Raw genomic sequence first — 11,785 nt, 5'->3', positions numbered from 1 at the left:
GTTAGGTAACTTTATTTAGTTAAATAGTTATATAATGATTCTTTAATAATGTGTTTCCAGCCTCCAGTAAAATTAGATTTGTCAAAATCTGGATGATCAGGAAACGTTTCAATACCTTCATGCGTTACAGTAATGGTAGTAGATTTTGCATTACCATCTAAATAAAACGTTACAAAGGACTTTCCTACGTAACCTTTATATTCCCAACTATACTGTAGCTTTTTTAGAGGAATAACTTCGGTAATTTCACACAGGTGATTAAATTGCTCACCTGTGTGTCCATAACCTATAAATTCAAATTTAAACCCTTTTTCAGGTAAAAATTCTTCAAGTTCAAAATACCAGTTTTTCATCTGGTCTTTATGTGTTATTGCTTTCCAAACACGTTCAATTGAAGTGTTTACTTTTTGCGAAACAGTAACGATTTTATCTGACATTGAAATTTAAGTTTTAGTCTTCGTTTTCGTAACCACGACCAGGAGTATATGGTGCTCCTGATTTTATGAGTTGCTCTTCAAGTTTTTTAATATCAACATTGTAAATCACTTCTAACTGTTTCTTTATAGCATCAATTTGCTTTTTTGCAATTGCATAGCTTGTTTTGTGAGTTTCAGTAGGTGTTGATGTTGAATACTTTTGCTCGTAACTTATGGTTCCTAATCGGTTTGCAGGACTTAATAACTGGTCAATATCTAACTTAGATTTTACACTGTCTCCATAAAGGTTAGTGCTAATCGCTTCTAAATTCTTTTCTATAGCATTAATTGAAGCGGTTAATTGTGCAAATGGTAATTCTGAACGTTTAACAGCTTTCTTCATGTATCTTATTTTGTTATTCATTTCACTCATCATACTTTGGCAAGTTCCTAAGTCTGATTCCAATTGAGAAATCTGCTTTTGAAAAGCAACTTTAGACGCTCGGTCTTCTGCAGGTAAAATAGTATTATTTAAAGGCTTAACCTTAAAAGTTATAGGGTTAACTAAGCTAGTCATTTCTCCATCTTTATACAGTTGCATGTCAACAGTATAATTACCAGGTTGTACTAAAGTACCTTCGTCTTTATTTGCCCAAGGATTGTAAAAATCGGAACTATTAAAATTAATAGGATCTTGTAGTGTGTATCTCAAATCCCAGTGAAAACGTTGCAATCCTTTGCTTGGAGCTACAAACTCTTTCTTAACTACATTACCCATTTCATCTTTAATAGTGAATACAAGCTGTACTTCCATTTCATCACGTTCAGCTTTTAACTCGCTGTATGTAGGATAAGGTGTGTTGCTTTTTGACTCAATAAGTTTCTTCTCCTTCGCTTTTCTTTGGTCTTCTAAAGATTTGTAATCGTCATTATAATAATAGGTTATCATAACTTCAGGACCTAAGTTTGGAGCGCTAAAAAAGTTATCTCCTTGAAATGCTTTTCCTGGTAAGCCTAAAGGTAAACTCTTTTCCCACATATAAGCATCGCGTATTGGGTAAATGGTAGCAGTTTCAGTTGGTGTGCTATTTTTTACTTCTCTAAGTGACGAATAATCATCTAACACATAAAATCCACGACCAAAAGTACCAAGTACCAAATCGTTTTCACGCTCTTGAATTGCTATATCTCTAACAGCAATAGTAGGTAGTCCGTTAGCTAGTTTTTTCCAACGTTTACCACCATCTGGAGAGAAATATGCTGAAAACTCCGTACCACAAAAAATTAAATTGCTGTTAACATGATCTTCTTCAATAGCATACACGCTACCACGTTCTGGTAAGTTATTGCTTATGCTAAACCATGTTTTTCCTTTGTCATTTGATCTAAATATATAAGGTTTAAAATCGCCATATTTATGATGATTGAATGCTGCATATATAACATTTGCATCATGTCTTGATAAATACACATTGTTAACATAAGACTGTTTTGGCGCTCCAGAGATGTTAGATACTTTTCGCCATGTGCGACCACCATCTTCAGTGATTTGGATTAAACCATCGTCAGTACCAATAGCAATAAGGTTTTCATCAATTGGAGATTCTGAGAAGGCAACAATAGTTCCGTAAGGTGATGTTGAACCATTTTTAGCAACTGCATCTATACTCACCACTCTATCATACACTTTTAATGTATTTCTGTCAATTTGTTGTGTTAAATCATCTCCTAAAACTTCCCAGCTATTTCCGTAATCGTTAGATCTAAACACTTTATTAGCTGCAAAATATACACGACCTTTAGCATGTTTGCTTACTGCTAATGGAGCATCCCAATTCCAACGGTATGCATTTTCGTTTTCACGCTCTTTAGGTTGAATACCAACAATTTCACCACTCTTTTTATCGTATCGTACTAAAAACCCATATTGTGATTGTGCATATACCAAATCAGGATTGTAAGGGTCTATTTGAGATTCAAAACCATCTCCTCCATTAGTGATAAACCAATCAAAGTTTGTAATACCATGATCTGTAACTACTCTTGATGGTCCTCCAAGACTAAAGTTATCTTGGGTTCCACCATACACATTATAAAAAGGTTCAGCATTATCAACTGCTACTTTGTAAAACTGTGTTACAGGAAGATTTTCTTTAAAATCCCAGTTGTTGGCAGCATCAAAGGTTTCGTAAATTCCGCCATCACAACCTACAAGCCAGTGCTTGTTATCGTTAGGGTCAATCCAAATACTATGGTTGTCAACGTGCTTAGTCACTTCACCAACCATATTAAAGGTTTTACCTCCATCTCTTGTTGCACTCATCCAAGTATCCATAGAGTACACTGTGTTCTCATCTATTGGGTCAGCTATAATTTCTTGATAATAGTTTCCGCTTGTTACGTGGTTGGATTGCTTTTCCCAGCTTGCACCTCGATTTGTAGATTTAAAGAATCCGCTTTTACCTTCAGCAGCTTCAACAATAGCATAAATAATTTCAGGGTTTGCAGGAGAAATAGCTAAACCAATACGTCCTAATTCAGTTTTAGGTAATCCGTTTTCAACTTTTTGCCATGTTTTTCCACCATCAGTAGTTTTGTGTAATCCAGATCCTGGGCCACCACCAACATAGGTATAAACATGTCTTCTTCTTTGAAGTGTTGCTGCATAAAGCACATCAGGATCTCTTGGGTCCATTACTAAATCGGTAACACCTGTATGTTCGTCAATAGTAAGCACAGCTTCCCAGTTTTCACCACCATCGGTAGACTTGTATAAACCTCTGTCTCCTCCTTTACTCCAAAGCGGACCAATTGCAGCCACGTAAATAATGTTAGAATCGTCTGGATGCACAATAATTTTACCAATGTGTTCAGAGTTTTTTAATCCCATGTGTTTCCAGCTTTGACCTCCATCAATAGACTTGTAAACACCATCACCATAAGATACAGATCTTTGGTTGTTATTTTCTCCAGTACCAACCCAAATCACATTAGTATTGTTAGGATCAATAGTAACGCAACCTATAGAATAAGACCCTTGACCATCAAAAATTGGTGTGTAATGGTTACCAGCATTAGTAGTTTTCCATACACCACCAGAAGATGAAGCTACGTAGTATTCAAAAGGATTATTAGGATTTACAGCAATATCTGATATTCTACCAGAAGTTAATGAAGGTCCTATATTCCTCCATTTTAATCCACTTATAGTAATTTCGTCAAGTGGCTGTTTGTCTTCTTTTTTGTTTTTTTGGGCATGCGTAAATTGTAAGCCTAAACTCAAGCCTACAATCATTAAAACGGTTGATTTTTTCATGAAGAAAATAACTTTAAATTTTTGGTTAGTGAATTTATAAAAAATAAAAGCGAATACCTGTTTTAATCTTATAAATTTATTAATAGATTTCAGCAATAAGTTTTTAAAAAAATATCAGATGTCTTCGGATACAGTTAAACATTTTCATTATAAGTTATTTAAACCGTATGGTTACCTTAGTCAGTTTATGAGTAATGCAAAACATGAACAGAAGAAAAAGTTTTTAGGAGAACTGTATGATTTTCCTAAAGGTACTATGGCTGTTGGTAGGTTAGATAAAGATTCAGAAGGGTTGTTACTCTTAACTACTGATGGACAAATTAGCTATACAATAACTAGTACAGCTGTTGAAAAAGAATATTACGTACAAGTTGATGGAGATATTACTAACGACGCGCTAGAACAACTTAAAAAGGGTGTCGACTTGAGTCACAAAAAAGACACTTATACTACCAAAACCTGTAAGGCTTATAAACTAATTGAAGTGCCTGATTTTCCTGAAAGAGGTAAAAATATACGTGATGACAGACATGGTAAAACCTCATGGATTTCAATAACTATAACAGAAGGTAAATTTAGACAAGTAAGAAAGATGACTGCTGCAGTTGGTTTTCCTACGCTACGATTAGTTAGAGTTAGAATTGGAGCTATAACGCTTGAAGGACTTAACTATGGAGAAGTTAAGGAAATGAATAGTTTGGTATAAGTTTACTCTTCAGCTTCTTTAGTAACAATAATTGTAGCTTTAACACCTGTAAGTAAGTTCCATTGTTTTGAAGATACTAAATTACCTTTATCATCATAAACCTGAAATTCTGCAGTATTTGGACCAGATTCTCCTTGGTTTAGCGCTAAGAACACGACTTTGTTAAACCCTTCAACAAGAGGAATATTGAAAGATTTATAATTAGAAGTCAATACTAAACTTGGAATAATAATGTCGTCATTAACATAAACTCTTACTCTGTCTCCATCAGGAAACTGGTGGTCTCTACAAATGATGTTTACAAATTTTCCGTTCACCCTAAAATCACCTAAAAAAACATCATCCATTGAAGCAGGTTTTATCGCTTGGTCAACTGCTGTTTTGTTCCAGCGTTTTTCAAAAATGGTTCCAGGATTTAAAAGTTTATTGTCGTCAATCATTGAAAACTCATTTTTCAACTCTTTAACTTCAACTTTACTTTTATACGGAATTCCACTAATGTGATTTTCGCCTTTGGTAATAGATGCTTTCTCGTTTGGTTTTATCTTTAAATCAGGTGGTAATGAATCTTTTTTCTTAGTTTCTTCAGCAGGAATAGGTATTGATTTCTTCTCGTTATCAACTTGTGCATTAAGCTGAAACGAGAACAACATACATAAAGCTATTACTAATTTAAGATTCACTTTGGGCATATGATAAATGGGTTTATCTCTAAAAATCAAAAACTATACCTATTTTCGAAAATAACGACTTTTAATAAGATAAATTTTAAAAAAGAGTTAAAACTTACCATTAAAACTTAAGCGTAGCTTACGGTTGTACTCTTCCATTAGCCAATCTTTATAGTTTTGCGTGCTGTTCATTATACAATATGAGTATTGTTTTATACGGTAAGCAATATCATCTTGAAGTAGCTTGGTTAGTGCTCTAGCTTCAAAAACATCCTCACTGCTTTCAATACACATTTGCGAATGTTGCTCAATAGAACGCTCAATAGCAACAATAGATTTTTGACCTTCCTGAATAACTTCTTTATACACTTGTTTAATGTCAAAGTCAGTCATTTTAGCGCCTTTAAAACGAGCTTTTACTACATCTGGCATGACGTAAACAAAATCTCGCTCGATATCTTCGTCGTTTCTAATATTTTCTAAATATAGGTCTGGATATTTAAAAATGTGTTGCCAATCAACAGGTTGATTCCATGGTCCAAACCTAATGGCATTGTTCCCTAAATCTAAAACCATGAATGTTTTTTTATCTCCAAAAATACGAGAACCACGACCAATCATTTGAAAATAAAGCGTCAACGAACGTGTTGCTCTATTTAAAATTACTGTTTCAACTGAAGGTTCATCAAACCCTGTGGTTAAGATACTTACTGAAGTTAAAATTCCGTCAGGTGTGTTTTTAAACCACTTTAAAATCTCTTTACGTTCTTGCTTAGTATTTGTATTATCTAGGTGTCGAACATTGTAACCAGCTCTTTTAAATACATAATACACTTCTTTAGAAGTATTAATTCCGTTATTAAAGATTAATGTCTTTTTGCCTTTAGACATTTCTTCGTACGCATGCAGCAATTTACTCTGCATGATGGAATTAGTATATAGTGCTTCTGATGATTTTACAGTGTAATCACCATTAATACCAATTTTTAAAGTATTTAAGGCAACATCATAATTATATACTTCAGCATCTGCTAAAAATCCGTTTTTAATAAGTGTCGCAATATCATCACCAACAATAAGTTCTTGATAATTGTCCTTCATTGGCAATTTAATATTAGAACTTAAAGGTGTTGCTGTTACTCCAAGAATAAAGCACTTATCAAAAAACTTAAATAACTTTCTAAAGGAATTGTAATGTGCCTCGTCAATAACTACTAAGCCTATATCTTCAAGCTTTAGCTTGTCATCATTAAGTCTATTGTTTAAAGTTTCTACCATTGCAACAAAACACTTGTACTGGTCTTGGTCTGGTAAATCTTTTACTTTACTGTTAATGATTTTGTTTTTAACATTAAATCCAGAAAGCATTTTAGAGGTTTGCTTACAAAGCTCAATTCGATGTGTAAGTATTACTACTTTTTTGTTGTGATTTTTAATGTAGCGACGCACAATTTCAGAAAACACTACTGTTTTTCCTCCACCAGTTGGCAATTGATACAATAAATTATAGTTATTTGGCGACTTATCCATCACATCAAAAATGCGATTTAAGTCATTTAACTGATAATCGTATAACCGTTTTTTACTCTCTTGTTCTTTTGCTGCTTGTAGCGTCTCAGACATAAATAAATCTCCCTCTTAAAAAATTCGTACAAAACTAAGGCTTTATAAGGTTATAACGCAGTAATCTTTCAACATTTATTAAAAAGATTTTCACAAAATTGGTTTGTATTAAGCTAAGCACCTCTACTCTATTCGTTTGATAGTTATTAGTTTAAACGTTAAAATTTGTTAATTTATTACTTTGTTATACATAGTACTGTAACAAAAATCAAAAATGATCGTCTATTAGGTATAAACATCAATCATTTAAAACAAAATATTATGAGAACTTTAAACACAAATCAATTAAGCGGAACTTTAGAGAACACAAGAAGTAATTCTTGGAACAGTAAAAGACGTTTTAGAAGCTAATTCAAACAGTCTTAATTTCATCAATCAAAACCATCAATCAATCATGAAAACTTTATCAAAAATTATCGACACAACACACAGTAGCGACGACGACTTGGAGACGTTACGATAAAAGAAATCATCAATCAATTAGCGAGTTAGAAAACCAGTATGAATCTTGATCATGCTGGTTTTTCTTTTTAACAAAACTTTATGGTATTGTTTTTGAGAGGACTAGTAAAACTTCTAATCCTTTTATTATGAGAACTTCAAGACACAATTCGCCACAAGTAAATGCTGGTTCTATGGCAGACATCGCATTTTTATTATTAATTTTCTTTTTGGTAACCACAACCATATCAATGGATAAAGGTATTAACCGAAAATTGCCCAAGCCTTGTCCGCCAAACACTGAATGCAGCGAACCCATTAACGAACGAAACATTTTAAGGATTGTTTTAAACAGTAAAGATGAAATATTTATTGAAGATGAGTTGGTTACCTTACCAGAACTAAAAGATATTGCTAAATCATTTTTAGATAATAATGGAGATGATAGTTGTACGTATTGCAACGGAAAAGGACTATCGTTTTTATCTGACAACCCTAAAAAAGCTGTGATTTCTTTGCAGAATGATAAGCTTACCTCTTATAATTTTTACATTTCAGTACAAGATGAACTTACTAAAGCTTATTATGAATTAAGAGAATTGTATACAAAAGATGTATTAGGTAAAACTGCAATAACAGTAACTGATGAAGATATTGCAGCAGTGAAAAAAGCATATCCTTTTATTCTTTCAGAGGCTGTGACGAAATAGAATCTTTTTCTATTTCAACCTGATAGCTAATAGTTACTTTTTTTCGTCCCCATTCTTTGGCAGCTTTTACATCTGTTCCCATGTAAATGTCAATCCTGTTGCGCCAACGACGGTTCATTTTGTCTTTAACAAGATACAATCCGTCAAGACCTTCGATGGTAACAGGTGTATTGTGCTCCAACCCTAAAGCTAACAAATCTCTTGAAACAGCAATGTATTTATAACCTGGTTTTAGGCTATCTCCAAAAGCAGTAATATGTGGATTGGTATTGGTTTGATACTCAAAAGAATTATAAGCTGTAGCTGTTACTTTGAGTGTTTTCCATTCGTGAGTAGCAACTTCTTTTTCGTTGCAAGACAAACAGAAAATCATACAAAAAACACAGAATAACTTAAAAGTATTTTGTTGCATCATAATGACTAAGATACAACAAAAAGGATGTTAATACTCAAGCAACTCTTTTAAAACCGTTTCAAATCTACCTTTAGCTAAGTACTGATCTTCCAATTGCTTTACAAAAGGTATTGGCGTTTCTAAGCTCGCAACTCGTTTAACAGGAGCATCTAAAGCCTCAAAACACTCTTCCATTATCAGCGCTGAAATATCACTTGCTATTCCACCAAATAGCGAATCTTCTTGTAAGATAATGGCTTTTCCTGTTTTTCTAACTGAATTAAATATTGCTTCAGTATCCAATGGTTGTAAAGTTCTTAAATCTAATAAATCTGCTTGTATATCAGGATTTTTATCTAGAGTTTCTAAAGCCCAATGTACTCCTGCGCCATAAGTAATTATGGTTACTGTATTTCCTTCTTTTAGCAATGACGCTTTACCAAATGGTAGTGTGTAATAATCCTTTGGCACATCTTGTTTTATACTTCTGTATAAAGCTTTATGCTCAAAATACAATACAGGATTAGGGTCATTAATTGCTGTAGCTAATAAACCTTTGGCATCATAAGGAAACGCTGGATATACTACTTTTAAACCTGGTGTTTTTGTAAACCAAGCTTCATTGGTTTGCGAGTGGAAAGGACCAGCGGCAACACCAGCGCCACAAGGCATTCTTACAACAACATCGGCATTTTGGTTCCAACGGTAATATGATTTAGCCAAATAATTAACTATTGGGTTAAATCCAGAACTAACAAAATCAGCAAACTACATCTCTACAACTGCTTTCATTCCTGCAATAGACAGTCCCATTCCTGCTTCAACAATTGCCGATTCACAAATAGGCGTATTTCTTACTCTGTCGTTTCCAAACTCTTCTACGAAGCCTTCAGTAATTTTAAAAACACCACCATATTCAGCAATGTCCTGACCCATAATTACTAAATCTTTATGGCGTTGCATAGACTGTTTTAAACCTTCAGAAATAGCATCAATAAATCGCAACTCATTAGTTTTGCTGCTTGGATTAACTTCTTGATAATTAAAAGGTTTAAATAAATCATTTAACTCATTAGTTACGCTTGGAGTAATCTCTTCTTCATCGTAAGCTAACTGTAAGTTTTCGTTTATTTCGTTAAGGATATTATCACGTAAAATAGTATCCTCTTTTTCAGTAAGTATTTTTTGTTCCTTTAAGTAAACTTCAAAATTTCGTACAGGATCTTTTTTAGCCCATTCAGTCATTAATTGCTCAGGAACATACTTTGTACCACTTGCTTCTTCATGACCACGCATTCTAAAGGTTTTAAATTCCACTAAAATTGGTCTTGGTCGTTTTCTTATGCTTTCAGCTAGCTTTGAAATTTTACTATAAACATCAACAACATTATTTCCATCTATAATAAACGACTCCATTCCGTAGCCTTTACCTCTATCTGCTAAATCTTTACAGTTGTATTGCTCGTCTGTTGGAGTTGAAAGTCCGTAGCCATTATTTTCGATACAAAAAATAACAGGCAAGTGCCACACAGAGGCCACGTTTAAAGCTTCGTGGAAATCACCTTCGCTAGTTCCGCCTTCACCAGTAAATACTGCTGTTACTTGGTTTTTGTGTTTCAGTACGCTTGCAAGTGCAATACCATCTGCAACTCCTAGTTGAGGTCCTAAATGCGAAATCATCCCTACAATATTATACTCTTGCGTTCCAAAATGAAACGACCTATCTCTTCCTTTAGTAAAACCATTGGCTTTACCTTGCCATTGGCTAAACAATCTGTTTAAAGGTACTTTTCGGGTTGTAAATACACCTAAATTTCTATGCATTGGTAAAATATACTCTTCTTTGTTAAGAGCCATTGTAACACCAACAGAAATAGCTTCTTGTCCAATTCCTGAAAACCACTTTGAAATTTTACCTTGTCGTAAAAGGATAAGCATTTTTTCTTCTACCATGCGTGGTTTTAGCATGTTAGCGTAAAGTTGTAAAAGTATTTTAGAGTCTAAATTCTTTTTGTCGTAAGTAATATTGCTTTTTGATGAAGTTAGCATTTTGTCATTTTTCATTCGTATTTCAAAAGTAACTAAAAATTGAAAGATTTATATCTAAGCAGGATTTTTTTTAACAACCAATCAAAGAAGTGAAATTTTAGCGATGTTTTCGTTATTTTTGTATTATTACTACTTAAAAATACAAACAATGAATTCAATACCTAGTGTAAATCTCGAAGATTTTATTTCTGGAGATCCTGATAGAAAACAAAAATTTATTAAAGAAATTGGTAAGGCTTATGAAGAAATAGGCTTTGTAGCATTGAAAGGTCATTTTTTAGATGATAAACTAGTTGACAACCTATATAAAGAAGTAAAAAACTTTTTTGACTTACCAGTTGACACTAAACAGAAATATGAAATTCCTGGAATTGGAGGTCAAAGAGGTTACGTATCTTTTGGTAAAGAAAGTGCTAAAGGAAAAAAAGAAGGTGACTTAAAAGAGTTTTGGCATTTTGGACAATATGTTGAAGACAATCCGAAACTTGAAGAAGAATATCCAAGCAATGTGACTGTAGAAGAATTACCTAAATTCAATGAAATAGGTAAAGAAACCTATAGAATGCTTGAAAAAACAGCTAGATATGTTTTAAGAGCGCTTGCACTTCATTTAGATTTAGAAGAAACCTATTTTGACCAATACATTCACAACGGAAATTCTATTTTAAGACCTATCCACTATCCTCCTATTAAAGAAGAGCCAAAAGAAGCTGTTAGAGCTGCTGCTCATGGTGATATTAACCTTATTACGTTATTAATGGGAGCTCAAGGACGAGGACTACAAGTACAAAATCATAAAGGTGAATGGATTGACGCCATTGCAGAACCTGATGAATTAATGATTAATGTTGGAGATATGTTGTCGCGTCACACTAACAACAAATTAAAATCTACTATCCATAGAGTTATCAATCCACCAAAAGAACTTTGGGGAACATCACGTTATTCTATTCCATTTTTTATGCATCCTGTAAGTGAAATGAGATTAGACGTATTGGAGAGTTGTATTGACGAAGACCATCCAAAACTGTATGATGATATCTCAGCAGGTGAATTCCTTCATGAGCGTTTAGTTGAACTAGGTTTAATTAAAAAATAACCAACAACTGCGTACTGAAAATTAATAAATGGATTTACAAGACCAGCTTAAAAACCTTTTTCCAGACCATGTCCCAGAAGCGTCTGATGACACCAATGACGACGCTGATGAACTATGGATGCAGGACGATCCTATAATTTGTAAATACGAAAAGCGAAAAGGTAAACCTATTACTATCTTAGAAGGTTATACAGGAGCTACCGAAGATTTTAAAGCACTTGCAAAAGAACTTAAAACCAAATTGAGTGTTGGTGGAAGTTTTAAAGATGATAAAATCATTATTCAAGGCGACTATAGAGATAAAATAATGCAAATACTTAAAGACAAGGGATTTGCTGTAAAACGTGTAGGCGGATAATT

The 11,785-nt window shown here is 33.5% G+C and carries 9 protein-coding genes and 1 pseudogene; 4 read left to right on the top strand and 6 right to left on the bottom strand.

Annotated features, from left to right (window positions below; translation table 11 throughout):
• Nucleotides 1-11 precede the first annotated feature (11 nt).
• Nucleotides 12-437 carry an SRPBCC domain-containing protein gene (locus tag DMZ43_RS05915; RefSeq protein ID WP_129760054.1) on the bottom strand — a complete coding sequence of 142 codons (426 nt, stop codon included), beginning with the start codon at nt 435-437 and terminating at the stop codon, nt 12-14.
• Nucleotides 438-450: 13 nt separating this feature from the next.
• Nucleotides 451-3,732: a glycosyl hydrolase gene (locus DMZ43_RS05910; protein ID WP_131506657.1), complete on the bottom strand. Its 3,282-nt coding sequence runs from the start codon at nt 3,730-3,732 to the stop codon at nt 451-453.
• 118 nt (nt 3,733-3,850) lie between these two features.
• On the opposite strand from DMZ43_RS05910, the gene DMZ43_RS05905 reads away from it, so the two are divergent.
• Complete coding sequence (locus DMZ43_RS05905) at nt 3,851-4,438, top strand: pseudouridine synthase (RefSeq protein WP_131506656.1); 588 nt, start codon at nt 3,851-3,853, stop codon at nt 4,436-4,438.
• Nucleotides 4,439-4,440: 2 nt separating this feature from the next.
• Here the strand turns inward: DMZ43_RS05905 and DMZ43_RS05900 are convergent, their stop codons facing one another.
• Together DMZ43_RS05900 and DMZ43_RS05895 are read right to left on the bottom strand one after the other, a co-directional pair.
• Nucleotides 4,441-5,130: a hypothetical protein gene (locus tag DMZ43_RS05900; RefSeq protein WP_131506655.1), complete on the bottom strand. Its 690-nt coding sequence runs from the start codon at nt 5,128-5,130 to the stop codon at nt 4,441-4,443.
• Nucleotides 5,131-5,217: 87 nt separating this feature from the next.
• Nucleotides 5,218-6,732: a DEAD/DEAH box helicase gene (locus DMZ43_RS05895; protein ID WP_131506654.1), complete on the bottom strand. Its 1,515-nt coding sequence runs from the start codon at nt 6,730-6,732 to the stop codon at nt 5,218-5,220.
• Nucleotides 6,733-7,322: 590 nt separating this feature from the next.
• Here DMZ43_RS05895 and DMZ43_RS05890 point away from each other — a divergent pair.
• A complete protein-coding gene (locus DMZ43_RS05890; RefSeq protein ID WP_131506653.1) occupies nt 7,323-7,883 on the top strand; it encodes a biopolymer transporter ExbD in 561 nt (186 codons plus the stop codon).
• Here DMZ43_RS05890 and DMZ43_RS05885 read toward each other — a convergent pair.
• A complete protein-coding gene (locus DMZ43_RS05885; protein ID WP_131507209.1) occupies nt 7,855-8,256 on the bottom strand; it encodes a 3D domain-containing protein in 402 nt (133 codons plus the stop codon). The two genes, DMZ43_RS05890 and DMZ43_RS05885, sit on opposite strands and share 29 nt — an antisense overlap.
• Before the next feature lie 69 nt (nt 8,257-8,325).
• Nucleotides 8,326-10,326: pseudogene (locus tag DMZ43_RS05880) on the bottom strand (thiamine pyrophosphate-dependent enzyme).
• A gap of 148 nt (nt 10,327-10,474) precedes the next feature.
• Between DMZ43_RS05880 and DMZ43_RS05875 the strand changes: the two are divergent.
• Both DMZ43_RS05875 and DMZ43_RS05870 read left to right on the top strand, forming a co-directional pair.
• Entirely contained in the window at nt 10,475-11,425 is a 951-nt protein-coding gene (locus DMZ43_RS05875) for an isopenicillin N synthase family oxygenase (RefSeq protein ID WP_131506652.1), read from the top strand.
• 28 nt (nt 11,426-11,453) lie between these two features.
• A complete protein-coding gene (locus tag DMZ43_RS05870; protein ID WP_131506651.1) occupies nt 11,454-11,783 on the top strand; it encodes a translation initiation factor in 330 nt (109 codons plus the stop codon).
• Nucleotides 11,784-11,785 lie beyond the last annotated feature (2 nt).

This window comes from Meridianimaribacter sp. CL38 (assembly GCF_004328055.1).
In the GTDB taxonomy this organism is placed as follows: Bacteria; Bacteroidota; Bacteroidia; order Flavobacteriales; family Flavobacteriaceae; genus Gaetbulibacter_B; species Gaetbulibacter_B jejuensis.
This window is presented reverse-complemented; position numbering and strand designations above follow the sequence as displayed.

Excerpts from the sequence above, each read along its gene's own strand:
- DMZ43_RS05915 (WP_129760054.1), bottom strand. The coding sequence starts at position 437 with ATGTCAGATAAAATCGTTACTGTTTCGCAAAAAGTAAACACTTCAATT.
- DMZ43_RS05910 (WP_131506657.1), bottom strand. The coding sequence starts at position 3,732 with ATGAAAAAATCAACCGTTTTAATGATTGTAGGCTTGAGTTTAGGCTTA.
- DMZ43_RS05905 (WP_131506656.1), top strand. The coding sequence starts at position 3,851 with ATGTCTTCGGATACAGTTAAACATTTTCATTATAAGTTATTTAAACCG.
- DMZ43_RS05900 (WP_131506655.1), bottom strand. The coding sequence starts at position 5,130 with ATGCCCAAAGTGAATCTTAAATTAGTAATAGCTTTATGTATGTTGTTC.
- DMZ43_RS05895 (WP_131506654.1), bottom strand. The coding sequence starts at position 6,732 with ATGTCTGAGACGCTACAAGCAGCAAAAGAACAAGAGAGTAAAAAACGG.
- DMZ43_RS05890 (WP_131506653.1), top strand. The coding sequence starts at position 7,323 with ATGAGAACTTCAAGACACAATTCGCCACAAGTAAATGCTGGTTCTATG.
- DMZ43_RS05885 (WP_131507209.1), bottom strand. The coding sequence starts at position 8,256 with ATGATTTTCTGTTTGTCTTGCAACGAAAAAGAAGTTGCTACTCACGAA.
- DMZ43_RS05875 (WP_131506652.1), top strand. The coding sequence starts at position 10,475 with ATGAATTCAATACCTAGTGTAAATCTCGAAGATTTTATTTCTGGAGAT.
- DMZ43_RS05870 (WP_131506651.1), top strand. The coding sequence starts at position 11,454 with ATGGATTTACAAGACCAGCTTAAAAACCTTTTTCCAGACCATGTCCCA.